At 55.6% G+C, this 17436-nt stretch carries 14 protein-coding genes and 1 pseudogene; 11 read left to right on the top strand and 4 right to left on the bottom strand.

The annotated features are described in order from the left end of the window. The 3 genes and pseudogenes from URZ40_RS15485 to mtnK all read right to left on the bottom strand — a co-directional run. Positions 1-304, bottom strand: a pseudogene (locus URZ40_RS15485) (hypothetical protein); the annotation flags it as partial. A 24-nt stretch (positions 305-328) separates the two neighbouring features. Beyond that, a complete protein-coding gene (locus URZ40_RS15480) occupies positions 329-1315 on the bottom strand; it encodes an integrase family protein (protein ID WP_320720779.1) in 987 nt (328 codons plus the stop codon). Between the two features lie 209 nt (positions 1316-1524). Continuing rightward, complete coding sequence (gene mtnK / locus URZ40_RS15475) at positions 1525-2724, bottom strand: S-methyl-5-thioribose kinase (RefSeq protein ID WP_320720778.1); 1200 nt, start codon at positions 2722-2724, stop codon at positions 1525-1527. Positions 2725-2828: 104 nt separating this feature from the next. Between mtnK and mtnA the strand changes: the two genes are divergently transcribed. Together mtnA and URZ40_RS15465 are read left to right on the top strand one after the other, a co-directional pair. Beyond that, positions 2829-3845, top strand: a complete 1017-nt coding sequence (gene mtnA / locus URZ40_RS15470) for an S-methyl-5-thioribose-1-phosphate isomerase (protein ID WP_320720777.1) — start codon at positions 2829-2831, stop codon at positions 3843-3845. A gap of 42 nt (positions 3846-3887) precedes the next feature. After that, entirely contained in the window at positions 3888-4358 is a 471-nt protein-coding gene (locus tag URZ40_RS15465; protein ID WP_316380937.1) for an SRPBCC family protein, read from the top strand. Positions 4359-4446: 88 nt separating this feature from the next. Here URZ40_RS15465 and uxuA read toward each other — a convergent pair whose 3' ends face one another. Then, complete coding sequence (gene uxuA / locus URZ40_RS15460; RefSeq protein WP_320720776.1) at positions 4447-5637, bottom strand: mannonate dehydratase; 1191 nt, start codon at positions 5635-5637, stop codon at positions 4447-4449. Positions 5638-5842: 205 nt separating this feature from the next. Here uxuA and URZ40_RS15455 point away from each other — a divergent pair, with 205 nt between their 5' ends. The 9 genes from URZ40_RS15455 to yejF all read left to right on the top strand — a co-directional run bounded on the left by URZ40_RS15455 (position 5843) and on the right by yejF (position 17434). Continuing rightward, on the top strand, positions 5843-7309 hold the full coding sequence (locus tag URZ40_RS15455) for a fructuronate reductase (protein WP_316379366.1): 1467 nt from the start codon (positions 5843-5845) through the stop codon (positions 7307-7309). Positions 7310-7432: 123 nt separating this feature from the next. Beyond that, positions 7433-8419 carry a GTP-binding protein gene (locus tag URZ40_RS15450; RefSeq protein ID WP_163330247.1) on the top strand — a complete coding sequence of 329 codons (987 nt, stop codon included), beginning with the start codon at positions 7433-7435 and terminating at the stop codon, positions 8417-8419. A gap of 33 nt (positions 8420-8452) precedes the next feature. Then, entirely contained in the window at positions 8453-9166 is a 714-nt protein-coding gene (locus URZ40_RS15445; protein WP_316379365.1) for a phosphatase PAP2 family protein, read from the top strand. Between the two features lie 414 nt (positions 9167-9580). Next, complete coding sequence (gene mepS, locus URZ40_RS15440; protein ID WP_116338663.1) at positions 9581-10150, top strand: bifunctional murein DD-endopeptidase/murein LD-carboxypeptidase; 570 nt, start codon at positions 9581-9583, stop codon at positions 10148-10150. A gap of 127 nt (positions 10151-10277) precedes the next feature. Further along, positions 10278-11834, top strand: a complete 1557-nt coding sequence (locus tag URZ40_RS15435) for a cyclic di-GMP phosphodiesterase (protein ID WP_316379364.1) — start codon at positions 10278-10280, stop codon at positions 11832-11834. Positions 11835-11908: 74 nt separating this feature from the next. Next, a complete protein-coding gene (locus URZ40_RS15430) occupies positions 11909-13714 on the top strand; it encodes an extracellular solute-binding protein (protein ID WP_116338659.1) in 1806 nt (601 codons plus the stop codon). Positions 13715-13723: 9 nt separating this feature from the next. Beyond that, entirely contained in the window at positions 13724-14818 is a 1095-nt protein-coding gene (locus URZ40_RS15425; RefSeq protein ID WP_116338657.1) for a microcin C ABC transporter permease YejB, read from the top strand. Then, positions 14818-15843 carry an ABC transporter permease gene (locus URZ40_RS15420; protein ID WP_116338655.1) on the top strand — a complete coding sequence of 342 codons (1026 nt, stop codon included), beginning with the start codon at positions 14818-14820 and terminating at the stop codon, positions 15841-15843. The genes URZ40_RS15425 and URZ40_RS15420 overlap by 1 nt, the downstream gene beginning before the upstream one ends. Position 15844: 1 nt before the next feature. After that, positions 15845-17434 (top strand): microcin C ABC transporter ATP-binding protein YejF, encoded by a 1590-nt coding sequence (gene yejF / locus URZ40_RS15415; RefSeq protein WP_320720775.1) that lies wholly within the window; start codon positions 15845-15847, stop codon positions 17432-17434. The last annotated feature ends 2 nt before the right edge of the window (positions 17435-17436 follow it).

Below are 17436 nucleotides of genomic sequence, written 5' to 3'. Positions count from 1 at the left end.
TTTCTATATTTTGTAACCCATCCTTTGATAACAAAATTCCAAGCGCTTTATCCCATTTTAAAGTTGTTTCACGCTTCTCTACGAAATAATCATATTTATCATAATGTTTTTTACTAATGGTTTTATTTACGTGCTGGTTGACTATATCACGCTCATTTTCAGTGAAGTGTAACATTCCTCCAAGTGTTTTGAATGTACGACGAATGTCGCGCATTGTGAACGACTGATCGAAATGTTTTTTTGTGAATTCGTTCATATGCTTTTTCCATGCATCACTATTAAGCCCTTTAGTGGGCTTTTCCATTTTAGTAACTGGATTCATTTTTATTTATTTATTATACTTTTTTAATTGTTCATCAAAGTTGACATTGGGGAAAAAGAAATCACTGTCAGGATATCTTTCAGCCTGTTTTGCCAGAACTACTTTCGCCTTTTCAGAAAGATATATTACAAATTCTATCCCTGTTTTCGAAAACTCTTTAGCAAGTATGATTTTGTTATTTTCAGGAACATATCTACTTTTCTGTAAATGACACAATTCAAAGGGGCGTTGACCGCATGTATAAAATCCCAACTCTATTAAAGAGTGAACGTCAGGAGGGAGTATGTTTTTTTCGTTATTGAGTAGCGTTAATAGATATCGTAACTCTTTAAAATCTAGATAACGTTCTCCGGGGGTTCCTGCGTCAAAGTTCTGAACGTTACGAACAGGATTATTTGAAATCTGAAACTGCACACCGCTTGAGTTTGAATCACTCATTGGATCATTATCAGCTACAGCGCCGTATTCGTACAGCGCATGTAGCTTCTTTCGGACTTCTTTAGCCCTTGACATATAACCTTGCTTTGTCCAGTGCTGGATACAGCGCGTAATCTGCACATATGTAATCTCATTTGCTATTTCATCGCCTGTAAATAGCTTTAATTTGATCACCTGTTCCGAGAGTGCGCCGTACTGACTGATTGTACTGCGATGTCCTGAACGCGATTTAAACGCTATGAATGCTGCAAACAGTTCGCGCAATGTTCCGGTACGCATTTTTTTACCCATCGCGTCAGAACGCTCCTGGTGCGCCATACCTGCCAATTCAGCATAACGTTGCGTTGCCTGTTCGAGCGTGAAACGAGGCCAGTCTCCCAACGTTTTAAACTTGCGCTTGCCCCCGACCTGAAAGCGATAGACGAACGATTTACGGCCTGAAGGAAAAATTTTTATACCTAACCGCCCGGTTCCCCTCGTACCGTCGTCCCGGAAAACATAGTAAGCTGACTCTTTTGCGCGTAGTCCGCCGATCACACTATCATTTAACCGCATTGTTGCTTTCTCCTTTTTGCATAAGCGGTGCATACAATTTGCATAACAGCGGGTGTTGTTGCGGGTGCTGTTACACTGAAATCGTATGCATCCGAATAGGATTGCACAACTGTTAAATAGACTTGTTAATCAGTGAGTTACAACAAGTCTGCGATTAAATTATAGTCAATGATTGTGAATGTTCCTCTCTCTGTGGGAGAGGGGAAAAATCAGCTGTACTGCCGCACTCGTGCTACCAGCTCTTCCGCGCTGTCGATGCGGTCGGCAATGACAATCAGCGCTTTACCGAGCGTTATCGCGTGGCGCAGGCATTCGTGGCGCATGGCTTCATCCTGGATGGTGTCGATATCCGCCACGTGGGAAAGCCCGACGCTGCGGCGAATTAATTCGGTGCCGCAGAACCCGATGGCATCATGCCAGACTTTTTTCAGGAACGCGGAGGCATAGCCCGGCGCGCCGAGCGCGGCGTCGCGGGCTTTCTCGTTTGCCAGTGCCTGGAAGCGTTCCGCGAAGGTGTTCCACAGCTCCTGAATATCGGTCAGGCGCTGCTCGCGCGCGGCGGCAGCATCGCGAATGCCCAGATGCCCCGGCAGGCCGCAGAAGTTCAGCAGCAGGTTGCCGATGGCGGTACCGACGTCAAACCCAATCGGCCCGAAATAGCCAAACTCGGCGTCGATGGCCTTCAGGCTGCCGTCGGCCACAAAAATTGAGCCGCTGTGGATGTCCCCGTGCAGCAGCGCTTCGGCATGCGAGAAGAAGCGGTGCTTCAGGGAGGCTACGGCAACTTTAAGTTGGGCGTCGTCGCGCAGGGCGGCCACGTCGTGTTCCAGCTCGGCCGGGTAGCTGTTGCGCTCGTGGAGCTGGTACGGATCGTTGAAGAACAGATCTTCGGTGATCTCGCACATCTCCGGGTTGATGAACTTCGCCACCTGCGCTTTTTTCTCGTGCGGGTGCAGGTAGAAATCGCTGGTGTGGAACAGCGCGTGCGCGAGATATTCGCCCAGCTGCTGCGCCGCCTGCGGGTAGTAAATGTTGTTGATCAGCTCGCCGCGCCAGATGCGATGGCTGGAGAGATCTTCCATCACCATTACCGCCAGTTCCGGGTCAAAGTGGTGGATTTTCACGGTGTGCTGCGGGCTGTGCCGGTAGTGCTCGACCAGCGTTTGCGCCTCAAGACGGGCGCGGTCCAGCGTCAGCGGCCAGGACTCCCCGACGCAGCGCACGTAGGGCAGCGCCTGCTTGACGATGATGCGGCTCACGCCCGCGCTGTCGAAAATTTTGAATACCAGATTGAGGTTGCCGTCGCCTACCTCCTGCGCCTCTACCAGCGATGATGGGTCATCAAGGCCGCCAAACTGCCTGGCATACTCCACGGCGTCCTGAGCGGTAAAGGTACGGTATTGCGACATGGCCTGCTCCTCACGAGTTTGCTAATAAAGACATGTAGACGTCTATACATCTGGATTTCATCCTGACACAATGTGCTACAACAACGCAACAGGGAATTAACGACATGCAGACATTACAGACGACCAGCCTGCGGGTGGCGAATAATCAGCTCTTTATTCTCGACCAACAGGCGCTTCCGCAGGAGAAACGCTGGCTGGATGCTTCGACGGTCGAGGCGCTGGTTGGGCACATTCATGCCCTGCGGGTGCGCGGCGCGCCGCTGATTGGTCTCTCTGCAAGCCTGCTGCTGGCGCTGCTGGCGGAAAACGGTAAAAGCCGCGACGAGCTGGCGGCGGCGCTGGAAACCCTGCGCGCATCCCGTCCGACGGCGGTGAACCTGATGAACAACCTCGACCGCATGAAGATTGCGCTGTGGCAGGAAGATTTCGTTCCGGCGCTGGTGGCCGAGGCGCTGCGCCTGATTGACGAAGACAAACGGCTTTGCGACGCGATTGCGAAAGCCGGCAGCGCGCTGGTGAAGCCCGGCAGCCGCCTGCTGACCCACTGCAACACCGGCGGGCTGGCAACGGCGGGCGTCGGCACCGCGCTGGGCGTGATTGCCCGCGCGCACCAGGACGGTAACGTCAGCAACGTCTGGGTGGATGAAACCCGTCCGCTGCTGCAGGGCGGTAGATTGACCGCGTGGGAGCTTGGCGAGTTGGGCGTGCCGTACCAGCTGATTACCGACTCCATGGCCGCCAGCCTGATGGCGAAAGGGCAGGTAGACGCTGTGTGGGTGGGCGCAGACCGCATTGCCGCCAACGGCGACGTGGCGAACAAGATCGGCACCTATTCTCTGGCGGTGCTGGCGAAATTCCACGGCATTCCGTTCTACGTTGCTGCCCCGCAAACGACCCTCGACCCGGACTGCCCGAACGGTGACGCGATCCCGATTGAGCAGCGCGCCGCCAGCGAGGTGATGGGCGTAGCCGGAAGCTTTGGCGCAGTGCAGTGGGCGCCGGAAGACGCGCAGGTCTATAACCCGGCGTTTGACGTTACACCTGCCTCGCTGATTAGCGGCTGGGTGCTGGATACGGGCGTGGTCACACCGGAAGAGGTGGCAAACGGGAAATTTGCCTGAGTCCGGCTATCCTTTAAGGGGTTCCCTTACGAGGACAATATCGTGACGCTCGATCCTGAAACTGACTTAAAACTGGAGCGTGTGGTAGACGCACCGCGCGACCTGCTGTGGCTCTGCTGGACCACGCCGGAACACATCAAAAACTTCTTCATTCCTGCTCCCCATAAGGTGACCGAATGCGACCTTGACCTGCGGGTGGGCGGGCGGTTCAACACCGTGTTTGAAGTGGACAGGCAGCGAATGGATAACCGGGGCGTATTTCTTGAAATCGACCCGGGTAAAAAGCTGGTCTTTACCGACGGCTATACTGAAGGCTGGAAGCCGGCTGAAAAGCCATTTATGACGGCGATCCTGCTGCTGGAGGATGTGGGCGAGGGCAAAACCCGCTACACGGCGATTGCGCGCCACCCGACGAAGGAAATTCGTGAGCAGCATGAACAGATGGGCTTCCACGAAGGGTGGGGGATTGTGCTGGATCAGCTGGTGGGATATGTGAAGGGACTGGAGCGTTGAAGCTCGAGCGGCCTGATGGCCCCACCCCCCCCCCCCCCCCCCCCCCGGCGGGGGCGGGGGCCCCCCCCCCCCCCCCCCCCAATTCCGGTTACAGAAGCTCCGGATACTTCGTCATCTTCAGCGCCAGCTCGACCCCGCGCACTTCCGCCATCCCCTTCAGGCGGCCAATCGCCGAATAGCCCGGGTTGGTTTTCTTACGCAGATCGTCCAGCATTTGATGCCCGTGATCCGGGCGGAACGGAATAGGACGTACATCGCCCGCCTGCTTGCGACGCGCCTCTTCCGCCAGGATAGCGTCGACCACCGCCACCATATTCACGTCGCCGCCCAGGTGCGCCGCCTCGTGGAAGGTCTTTGGATTCTCCTCACGGCAGGTCGCACGCAGGTGCGTGAAGTGGATACGATCCCCGAAGGTTTCAATCATCCGCACCAGGTCGTTATCCGCGCGCACCCCGTAGGAGCCGGTACACATGGTAAAGCCGTTATAGATGCTGTTTACCGTCTCTTTCAGCCACTGCATATCTTCAATGGTAGAAACAATGCGCGGCAGGCCGAGAATAGGACGCGGCGGATCGTCCGGGTGCACCGCCAGACGCACGCCGGCCTCTTCCGCTACCGGCACGATAGCGCGCAGGAAATACGCCATGTTTTCACGCAGCTGCTGCTTATCAATATCGCCGTATTCCGCCAGACGCGCGCGGAACTGATCCAGCGTGTAGCCCTCTTCAGCCCCCGGCAGGCCCGCAATAATATTACGGATCAGCTTTTCGATGTCTGCGTCACTGGCAGCGTTAAACCACGCGAGCGCCTGCTGCTGCTCTTCAGCGGTGTAATCCGCGTCGGCACCGGGACGTTTCAGAATATGCAGCTCGAATGCCGCAAAGGCAATCTGGTCGAAACGCAGCGCTTTCGAGCCGTCCGGCATCTGATATTCAAGGTCGGTACGCGTCCAGTCCAGAATTGGCATGAAGTTATAGCAAACCGTATCAATGCCGCAGGCCGCCAGGTTGCGAATGCTCTGCTGATAGTTCGCAATCCAGGTCTGGTATTCACCGGAATGGGTTTTGATATCTTCGTGAACCGGAATGCTCTCTACCACAGACCAGGTTAATCCTTTCTCCGCCAGCAGCGCCTGACGCTGCTGAATTTCCTCAACCGGCCAGACCTGGCCGTTAGGAATGTGATGCAGCGCCGTAACGACACCCGTTGCGCCAGCCTGACGCACATCATCAAGAGAAACCGGATCGTTCGGCCCGTACCAACGCCAGGTTTGTTCCATTGCCTCTTCCTCTCAAGTTGTTATACCAATATGGGGTACTGCAATGACGACTACCATACATGTTTACCGTAAAGGGTCAACATACCGCCACACATTGATTGATCAAACTCACAGAACGGGGATATTTACGGCTCACCAATTTTATTTGCTGTCATATAACTTTACACTGACATTGTTAATTAATGGTTAATCAGGTGTGTATCTCATGAAGACAATTGCCTCCACCGCCCTTCCCGCCCAGGTTCAGCAACCGCGCTACGATCGTCAGCAACTGCGCTCCCGCATCGTCCATTTTGGCTTCGGTGCGTTTCACCGCGCGCACCAGGCATTGTTAACAAACCGGGTACTGAATGAAAAAGGCGGCGACTGGGGGATTTGTGAGATTAGCCTGTTCAGCGGCGATGTGCTGATGAGCCAGCTGCGCGCCCAGGATCACCTGTTTACCGTGCTGGAGAAAGGCGCGGAAGGAAATCAGCCGATTGTTGTCGGGGCCGTACATGAATGTCTGAACGCAAAGCTGGACTCTCTTCCCGCTATTATTGAGAAATTCTGTGAGCCGCAGGTGGCGATTGTGTCACTCACCATTACGGAGAAAGGCTACTGCATCGATCCCGCGACCGGTAAGCTGGATCTGCAAAACGCCCGGATCCTTCACGACCTCGAAAACCCCGCTGAACCGCATTCCGCGCCGGGGATCCTGGTCGAAGCCCTCAATCGCCGCCGCGAGCGCGGCTTGCCTGCGTTTACCGTGCTTTCCTGTGACAATATCCCGGACAACGGCCACGTAGTGAAAAACGCGGTGCTCGGCATGGCGCAAAAGCGTTCTTCCGCGCTGGCGGAGTGGATCGAAGGCCACGTGAGTTTTCCGGGAACGATGGTCGACAGAATTGTTCCCGCCGCGACGGAGGCCTCGCTCAGGGAAATCGCCGACGCGCTCGGGGTTGACGATCCGTGCGCCATCAGCTGCGAACCGTTCATTCAGTGGGTAGTGGAAGATAATTTCGTCGCCGGACGTCCTGAGTGGGAAGCCGCAGGCGTTCAGATGGTGCAGGACGTTCTGCCATGGGAGCAGATGAAATTACGCATGCTTAACGGCAGCCACTCCTTCCTGGCGTATCTGGGGTATCTCGCCGGGTACGCGCATATTAATGAGTGTATGGAAGACACCACCTTTCGCGAAGCCGCCCGGCGGTTAATGCTGGATGAGCAGGCACCCACGCTGCGCATAAAGGATGTCGACCTGAAGGCTTACGCCGACAGTCTGATTGAGCGTTTTGCTAACCCGGCGCTACAGCACCGTACGTGGCAAATCGCGATGGACGGCAGCCAGAAGCTGCCGCAGCGGATGCTGGATGGGATCCGCGTCCACCTTGAGCGTAAAACAGCATGGCCGCTACTGGCGCTGGGCGTCGCCGGCTGGATGCGCTACGTCAGCGGGTTCGACGAACGCGGCAACGCGATTGACGTTCGCGATCCCCTCAGCGATAAAATTCGCGCGATTGTCGACGCCAGCAGCGATACCGATCGCGTCCACGCGCTGCTGGGGCTAAGTGAGGTATTTGGTCACGATCTCGCGCAGAATAGCGTCTTTGTAGAGGCTGTCAGCCAGGCCTACCAGCGCATCGCCCGCCGTGGCGCACGTCAGGCAGTTATAGAAACGTTAAATCTTTAGCGATTATTGCGCTTAATGCGAACGGATATCGCCTCCGTTCGCCCTCCCCCTTCTCATTGCGCCCGTTTTTCGCCAGGATAAGAGCATAGTGTTATAGCATCACAATTCTCTTGCGGAGCGCACGTGACCAAAACCAACCTCATCACCGGTTTTCTCGGCAGCGGTAAAACCACCTCAATCCTTCATCTGCTGGCAAATAAAGATCCCGCAGAGAAATGGGCCGTGCTGGTCAATGAATTCGGCGAGGTGGGCATTGATGGCGCGTTGCTTTCATCCAGCGGCGCGATGATTAAAGAGATCCCCGGCGGATGCATGTGCTGCGTAAACGGCCTGCCGATGCAGGTGGGTCTCAATACGCTGCTGCGTCAGGGTAAACCGGACCGCCTGCTGATTGAACCCACCGGTCTGGGCCACCCGAAGCAGATCCTCGATTTACTGACCGCCCCGGTTTACGAGCCGTGGATCGATCTGCGCGCCACGCTGTGCCTGCTCGATCCGCGTCAGCTTCTGGATGAAAAAGCGGTGGCCAATGAAAACTTCCGCGATCAGCTTGCCTCAGCAGACGTTATCGTCGCCAACAAAGAAGATCGCGCCACGCCGGAAAGCCAGGCCGCGCTGGACGCGTGGTGGCAACATTTCGGCGGCAATCGAACGCGGGTGCAGACCACCCAGGGGAACATTGACAGCGCCCTGCTGGATCTTCCTCGCCTGAACCTGACGGAACTTCCGGCCAGCGCGGAGCATGCGCATCACCATCCTGCAAAACAGGGCCTGGCCGCGCTTAGCCTGCCGGAACATCAGCGCTGGCGTCGTAATCTGAACAGCGGTCAGGGGTATCAGGCCTGCGGATGGATTTTCGATGCCGATACCGTTTTCGATACCATTGGCATCCTTGAGTGGGCCAGGCTTGCGCCGGTCGACCGCGTGAAAGGGATTATGCGCACGCCAGACGGGCTGGTAAGGATCAACCGCCAGGGCGACGATTTCTTTATCGAAACGCAAAACGTCGCGCCGCCTGACAGCCGAATAGAGTTAATTAGTGCGGTTAACGCCGACTGGAATGCCCTGCAGTCCAGCCTGTTGAAGCTTCGTTTAAGTTCGGGCGGCTAACGTTGCCCCAGTTTTCACTCTATGCAGAACGTTATGACGACTCGAATTCCCCTGATATTACTGCTTAATGTCGCCGGTCTGGCGCTTTTCTTCTCCTGGTATATCCCGGTGAATCACGGTTTCTGGTTCCCGCTGGATTCATCCCTGTTTCATTTCTTCAACCAGGGGCTGGTGAAGAGCGACGCCTTCCTGTGGCTGGTGGCGATCACCAACAACCGCGCCTTTGACGGCTTTTCCCTGCTGGCCATGGGCTGCCTGATGCTCTCTTTCTGGCTCAAAGAGGATTATTCAGGGCGTCGGCGTATCCTGATTATCGGACTGGTGATGCTTCTGACCGCGGTGATCGTTAATCAGCTGGCGCAACATCTGATGCCGGTAAAACGCGCAAGCCCTTCGCTCTCTTTCCCGAATATTTATCGCGTGAGTGAATTGCTGCATATTCCAACAAAAGATGCGTCGAAAGACAGTTTCCCGGGCGATCACGGCATGATGCTGCTTATTTTCTCTGGGTTCATGCTGCGCTATTTCGGCAAGAAAGCGTTCGCTATTGCCCTGCTTATTGTGGTGATATTTGCCTTTCCGCGCGTAATGATCGGCGCTCACTGGCTAACTGATATTGTTGTGGGTTCCCTTTCCGCGGTGCTGATTGGTCTGCCGTGGGTTTTGATGACGCCGTTGAGCGATCGCCTGATCGCTGTTTTCGATCGCCACCTCCCGCGCAGAAAGAAACAAGTATTAAACAAATAATCAACGTTTTTTAACGTTAACGCTCGGGGATCATAGCGATCCCTGATAGAGCGCTTCCCACGATCCTTCCTCGCTGTCATATTCTCGTCATCGTATTCATGATAAAAATGAAGCAATTGCGCGATTACGCTATGGATCTGCCGCTATTTTGAGCATTTACGGATTTTTACTTTCTGTATCACAATTTCTTATAAAAAAAGGCTTTTTTTACTCGCAATACCCCAGGCAATCGGTTAATCTCGAACTCGTTTTGCCCCATAGGGATAATTATTTCCATGGTGAATAATTTTGTGCGCTGCGCCACAAATGTCGCCAGAAACAATTGTCTCATTGTGAACAGATAATTAGTCTCGTCACGTTTGGCATTTTTATAACGATATTTGTCGTTAAGGACTTCAAGGGAAAATAAACAAAATGGTCAAATCTCAACCGTTTCTGAGATATATCTTACGGGGGATCCCGGCGATAGCAGTCGCGGTACTGTTATCTGCATGTAGTACATCGAACACCGCAAAGAATATGCATCCTGAGACGCGTGTTGTGGGAATGGAAGACGCCTCTTCACTGCAAGCCTCTCAGGATGAATTTGAAAATATGGTACGTAATCTGGACGTGAAGTCCCGCATTATGGACCAGTATGCTGACTGGAAAGGCGTGCGTTACCGTCTTGGCGGCAGTACCAAAAAAGGCATTGATTGTTCCAGTTTTGTACAGCGTACGTTCCGTGAACAATTTGGGTTAGACCTTCCGCGTTCGACCTACGAACAGCAGGAGATGGGCAAGTCGATTTCACGTTCCAAACTGCGCACCGGCGATTTAGTTCTGTTCCGTGCGGGTTCGACAGGTCGACACGTGGGTATCTACATTGGTAACGACCAGTTTGTACATGCCTCCACCAGCAGCGGTGTGACTATTTCCAGCATGAATGAACCGTACTGGAAGAAGCGCTACAACGAAGCGCGACGCGTACTGACCCGCAGTTAATATGATGATTGTATCGTTGGTTATCCCTTGGCTGGCGATACAATAAAAAAAAGCACTGCTTCGGCGGTGTTTTTTTTTGCCCGTTACAATGAATACTATCAGCGGCAATTCAGGAACCACGACGTTTATGCTCACCCGCTACTTTTCCAGTCATCGAAAGATACTGATCCTCAGTATCATTACCGGCCTGATTGCCGCCCTGCTCCTGGGTTCGTTGCAATTTCTCTGGAGCTACCACAAGCGGGAAATTCGATTCGATACGCTAATCAAGGATGTGAGCATCTACATGGATAGCTATTTTGACGAGCTAAAAGCCTCGATCGACGTGCTCCAGCCGCTCACGCTCAATAATTGCCAGGACGTTAACGCGGAGCTGACCTCGCGCGCAGCCTTCAGCCTCAACGTGCGTGCCTTCCTGCTGGTCAGAGACAAAATGGCGTTCTGCTCGTCAGCCACAGGTCCAATGAATGCCCCGATGGAGGAGCTGATCCCCGAGCTGCACATCAACAAGCAGGTTGATGTCGCGCTGCTCCCCGGCACCCCCATGCTGCCCAATAAGCCCGCGATTGCCATCTGGTATCGTAACCCGCTCGTGAAAGACGGCGGCGTATTCACCTCAGTGAATCTTAACCTGACGCCGTACCTGCTTTATACCGCGCGTCAGGACGAGTTTGCAGGTATCGCGATTATCATCGGCGACAATGCGTTATCCACCAGATCGAGCACCCTCGTCAGGGCGCAGGATTTACACGAGACGCCCGCGCGCACCGCGACGCTCAAAGACGTTCCTCTGACCATCAACCTGTACGCCGAGGAATGGACGAGCGATGAGATACTTTACGCCCTGTTCTTCGGGCTGGTATGCGGGATTGCGGCAGGGTCGCTGAACTTCTACATCCTTACCACGCGCCTCAACCCGGGCAAAGAAATTCTGAGCGCCATCAAGCGCGGCCAGTTCTATGTGGTTTATCAGCCCGTTGTCGATGCCAAATCGCTCAGGATGACCGGGCTTGAAGTCCTGATGCGCTGGAAGCACCCGACCATGGGTGAGATCCCGCCGGACGCCTTTATCAATTTTGCCGAAGCGCAGAAGCTGATTGTCCCGCTGACGCTGCATCTTTTTGACCTGATTATTCACGATGCGCCAGTGTTACAGACCGTGCTGCCGCCGGGTGCGAAAGTGGGCATTAATATCGCGCCGGGGCATCTGCATGCGGAAAGCTTCAAAGACGATATGCGCACCTTCAAAGCCCTGCTGCCGCCTGATTACTTCCAGATCGTACTGGAAATTACCGAGCGCGACATGCTTAATCATCGGGAAGCTAACAGCCTCTTCGAATGGCTGCATAACGAAGGGTTTGAAATTGCCATCGACGATTTCGGCACCGGCCACAGCGCGTTGATTTATCTTGAACATTTCACCATGGACTACCTGAAAATCGACCGTGGTTTCGTCAACGCCATTGGCACAGAAACCGTGACCTCCCCGGTGCTGGATGCCGTACTGACGCTGGCAAGACGACTGAATATGTCGACCGTTGCGGAAGGGGTGGAAACGCCGGAACAGGCGGCCTGGCTGCGCGAGCATGGGGTTAATTACCTGCAGGGGTACTGGATTAGCCGCCCGATGCCGCTGGAGCAGTTCCGCACGTGGCAAAATACGCTGTCGCCTGACGGTGAATAATTTCACATTGCCGGTGGCGTCACTTATTATTCAGCTTTACTGAGCCGGTCTGTAAAAGAGGGAGCCGCCGCGAGATGTTTATGCGCTTTATGTTGCTTTGGTTGGCAGTAGTGAGCCTGTCCAGCCAGGCGCAAACCATCAAAGAGAACATCGCGTTCGCCGTGATTGGCGAGCCCAAATACGCGGTCAATTTTACGCACTTCGATTACGTCAATCCTGCCGCCCCTAAGGGTGGAAAGGTCACGCTCTCGGCGACGGGAACGTTCGACAACTTTAACCGCTTCGCCCTGCGCGGGGTGGCCGCGGCGCGAACAGAATCGCTCTACGACACGCTTTTTGTGACGTCTGATGATGAGCCCGGCAGCTACTACCCGCTGATTGCCGATAACGTGCGCTACGCGGATAACTTCGCCTGGGCCGAAATTACCCTAAACCCCCGGGCCCGCTTTCACGACGGCACGCCGGTCAGGGCCAGCGACGTGGCCTTTACGTTTCATAAATTTATGACCGAAGGCGTTCCCCAGTTCCGCATTGTGTATAAAGGCACAACGGTGCGCGCCATTGCGCCGCTCACCGTACGCATCGAGCTGAGCGAACCGAACAAAGAGAATATGCTCAGCCTGTTCTCGCTGCCGGTTATGCCTGAATCGTTCTGGAAAAGCCATAAGTTAAGCGACCCGCTCTCCACGCCACCGCTGGCCGGCGGCCCTTACCGCATTACCGACTGGCGCATGGGGCAGTACGTGGTCTATTCCCGCGTGAAAGACTACTGGGCGGCTAACCTGCCGGTAAACCGCGGGCGCTGGAATTTCGACACCCTTCGCTATGACTACTACCTCGACGATAACGTGGCGTTTGAAGCCTTCAAGGCCGGCGCATTCGATTTACGCGTGGAGAGCAGCGCCAAAAACTGGGCGACCCGCTATATCGGCAAAAACTTCACGAAAGGCTACATCGTGAAAGACGAGCATAAAAACGAATCCGCCCAGGACACGCGCTGGCTGGCATTTAATATTCAGCGCCCGGTATTTACAGACCGCCGCGTTCGGGAAGCGATTTCCCTGGCCTTTGATTTTGAATGGATGAACAAAGCGCTTTTTTACGGGGCGTACAGCCGTGCGAACAGCTATTTCCAGAACACCGAATATGCCGCGCGGGATTACCCGAAAGCCGACGAACTGGTCCTGCTGGCGCCGCTGAAAGCGGACGTGCCGCCGGAGGTATTTACCACGGTGTTTCAGCCGCCCGCTTCAAAAGGGGACGGGTACGACCGCGACAATCTGCTGAAGGCCAGCAAGCTGCTGGATGAGGCAGGCTGGCAGCTGAAGAATCAGAAGCGCGTCGATGCGAAAACCGGCAAGCCTTTAAGCTTTGAACTGCTGCTCTCCTCCGGCGGCAACGATCAGTGGGTGCTGCCGTTTAAACACAACCTTGCGCGGCTGGGGATCACCATGAATATTCGTCAGGTTGATAACGCGCAGATCACCAACCGCATGCGCAGCCGTGATTACGACATGATGCAGCGCCTGTGGCCCGCGCAGCCGTGGCCCAGCTCGGACCTGCAAATCTCCTGGGCCTCCAGCTACATCGACTCGTCCTACAATGCGCCCGGGGTAAAAAGCCCGGCGATTGATGCCCTGATTGCGAAAATTGTGGCGGCGCAGGGCGATAAAGAAAAACTTCTGCCGCTCGGTCGCGCCCTCGACAGGGTCTTAACCTGGAACTACTACATGCTACCGATGTGGTATATGGGCGAAGACCGGCTTGCACGCTGGGACAAGTTCTCCGTGCCTGCCGTGCGCCCTGTCTATTCGCTGGGCTTTGACACCTGGTGGTATGACGTAAATAAAGCCGCCAGACTGCCCGCCGAGCGGCGATAAGGAATTATCATGGGTGCCTATTTAATACGCCGTCTTCTGCTGGTCATTCCCACGCTGTGGGCCATTATCACCATTAACTTTTTTATCGTGCAAATAGCTCCCGGCGGCCCGGTCGATCAGGCTATTGCCGCCATTGAGTTTGGCAACAGCGGCGGCATGCCCGGCGGCGGCGGAGAAGGTATGGGCGCGAGCCATGCGCGCACCGGCGTGGGGAATATCAGTGAAAGCCACTACCGCGGCGGGCGCGGGCTGGATCCTGAGGTGATCGCCGAGATCACCCATCGCTACGGCTTTGATAAGCCAATTCACGAGCGCTATTTCAAGATGCTCTGGGATTATATCCGCTTTGATTTTGGCGATAGCCTGTTCCGCAGTGCGTCCGTGTTAACGTTGATCAAGCAAAGCCTGCCGGTTTCGGTCACGCTGGGGCTGTGGGGGACGCTGATTATCTATCTGGTCTCTATACCGCTTGGGATCCGTAAAGCGGTGCATAACGGCAGCCGCTTCGATATCTGGAGCAGCACCTTTATCATCATCGGCTATGCTATTCCGGCGTTTCTGTTTGCCGTCCTGCTGATCGTCTTTTTTGCCGGGGGCAGCTACTTCGACATCTTCCCGCTGCGGGGGCTGGTCTCCGCCGATTTCAGCACGCTGCCGTGGTACCAGAAAATCACCGACTATCTCTGGCATATCACGCTGCCGGTTCTGGCAACGGTGATCGGCGGGTTTGCCGCTCTGACCATGTTGACCAAAAACGCGTTTCTCGATGAAATTCGCAAGCAGTATGTCGTGACCGCCCGCGCCAAAGGGGTCAGCGAGAAGCAAATTATGTGGAAACACGTCTTCCGCAACGCCATGCTGCTGGTGATTGCCGGGTTTCCGGCCACGTTCATCAGCATGTTTTTTACCGGCTCGCTGCTGATTGAGGTGATGTTCTCACTTAACGGTCTCGGCCTGCTGGGCTACGAAGCCACCGTGTCGCGCGATTATCCGGTAATGTTTGGCACGCTCTATATTTTCACCCTGATTGGCCTGCTGCTGAATATCGTCAGTGATATCAGCTATACGCTGGTCGATCCCCGAATTGATTTTGAGGGCCGCTGATGCCGCGTTTAAGCCCCGTTAACCAGGCCCGCTGGGCCCGTTTTCGCCATAACCGCCGCGGCTACTGGTCGCTGTGGATTTTTGCTGTCCTGTTTGTCCTGAGCATGTGTTCAGAGCTGATCGCCAACGACAAACCGTTGCTGGTGCACTTTAACGACCGCTGGTATGTGCCGGTACTGGCTAACTACAGTGAAAGTGACTTCGGCGGCCCGTTTGCGACGCCGGCGGAGTATCAGGATCCGTGGCTGCGCCAGCAGATCGAACAGCACGGCTGGGCCCTTTGGGCGCCGGTGCGCTTTGGTGCCAACAGCATTAACTTCGCGACCACGACCCCCTTCCCTTCTCCGCCCTCTGCGCAAAACTGGCTGGGGACGGACGCTAACGGCGGCGACGTGCTGGCGCGCATTCTCTACGGTACGCGGATTTCTATTCTCTTTGGGCTGATGCTGACGATCTTCTCCAGCGTAATGGGCGTGGTGGCCGGTGCCGTTCAGGGCTACTACGGCGGGAAAATTGACCTGTGGGGTCAGCGTATCATCGAAGTCTGGTCTGGTATGCCAACGCTGTTTCTGATTATCCTGCTTTCCAGCGTGGTGCAGCCGAGCTTCTGGTGGCTGCTGGGCATCACCGTTCTGTTTGGCTGGATGGCGCTGGTAGGCGTGGTGCGGGCAGAGTTTCTGCGCACCCGTAATTTCGACTATATCCGCGCCGCGCAGGCGCTTGGAGTGAGCGACCGGGGAATCATCTTCCGCCATATGCTGCCTAACGCCGTGGTAGCAACGCTCACCTTCCTGCCGTTTATTCTGTGCAGCTCCATCACCACCCTCACCTCGCTGGACTTTCTGGGCTTCGGCCTGCCGCTGGGGTCGCCGTCGCTCGGCGAACTGCTGTTGCAGGGCAAGAACAACCTGCAGGCTCCGTGGCTGGGCATCACCGCCTTTCTTTCCGTGGCCGTGCTGCTTTCGCTGCTGATTTTTATCGGCGAAGCCGTACGCGATGCCTTCGATCCCAACAAGGCGGTATAAGATGACGCAGCCTCTTCTCAGTATTGATAACCTGTCGATTGCCTTCTCAAAGCAGGGCGAGACGCGGACCGTAGTCACTGACCTGTCGCTGCAGATCCAGCGCGGTGAAACGCTGGCGCTGGTGGGTGAATCCGGCTCAGGCAAGAGCGTTTCGGCGCTCTCCATCCTGCGTCTGCTGCCTTCTCCGCCGGTGAGCTACCCGCAAGGGGATATTCTGTTTCACGGCACTTCGCTGCTGCACGCGGATGAGCAAACCCTGCGCGGGATCCGCGGCAATAAAATCGCCATGATCTTCCAGGAGCCGATGGTCTCTCTCAACCCGCTGCATACCCTGGAAAAACAGCTCTATGAAGTGCTCTCTCTGCACCGGGGCATGCGCAAAGAGGCCGCACGGGGCGAAATTCTGGATTGTCTGGAACGGACAGGCATACGCAACGCGGCCAAACGGCTGAATGATTTTCCGCACCAGCTCTCCGGCGGCGAACGCCAGCGGGTGATGATCGCCATGGCCCTGCTCACCCGGCCAGAGCTGCTGATTGCCGACGAGCCGACGACGGCGCTGGACGTAACGGTGCAGGCGCAAATTCTGACGCTGCTGCGGGAGCTGCGTGACGAGCTGAACATGAGCCTGCTGTTTATCACGCACAACCTGAGCATCGTGAAAAAGCTGGCCGACAGCGTTGCGGTAATGCAAAACGGACGCTGCGTTGAACAGAATATCGCATCCACGCTGCTGAACGCCCCGCAGCACCCCTATACGCAGCGCCTGCTCGACAGCGAGCCTTCCGGCGACCCGGTGCCACTCGCGGCAGACAGCACACCGCTGCTGCGCGTTGATGATTTATCCGTCTCGTTCCCGATCCGCAAAGGCATTCTGCGGCGCATCGTCGACCAGAATCCGGTCCTGAAAAATATCCGCTTCTCGCTGCGTCCGGGTGAATCCCTGGGGCTGGTAGGCGAATCCGGTTCGGGTAAAAGCACTACCGGTCTGGCACTGCTGCGCTTAATTGCCTCAGAGGGCGAGATCCTGTTTGACGATATGCCGCTGCACCGCTGGAACCGCCGCCAGATGCTGCCCGTGCGGCCCCGCATGCAGGTGGTGTTTCAGGATCCCAACTCCTCGCTTAACCCACGCCTCAGCGTATTGCAGATTATCGAAGAGGGCCTGCGCGTTCATCAGCCTCAGCTGAGCGCGCAACAGCGGGAACAGGAGGTGATGCGGGTCATGGCTGAAGTGGGCTTAGATCCCGAGACCCGCCACCGCTACCCTGCGGAATTTTCCGGCGGACAGCGCCAGCGCATCGCCATTGCCCGCGCGCTGATCCTGAAACCGGAGCTGATTATTCTGGATGAACCGACCTCGTCGCTGGACAGAACCGTTCAGGCGCAGATTCTTGCGTTGTTGAAAGGGCTACAGGAAAAGCACCGGCTGGCCTATATTTTTATCAGCCACGATCTGCAGGTGGTTCGGGCGCTGTGCCATCAGGTGATTGTGCTACGACAGGGTGAGGTGGTCGAACAGGGGGATTGCCAGCGCGTATTTACTGCGCCAACGCAGAGCTACACGCGCCAGCTGCTCGCGGCAGACTAGCG

The organism is Enterobacter sp. 296B2, from assembly GCF_034106185.1.
Lineage (GTDB): Bacteria > Pseudomonadota > Gammaproteobacteria > Enterobacterales > Enterobacteriaceae > Enterobacter > Enterobacter cloacae_N.
Note: the sequence above shows the minus strand (reverse complement) of the source record. Positions and strands in the feature narration are given on the sequence as shown.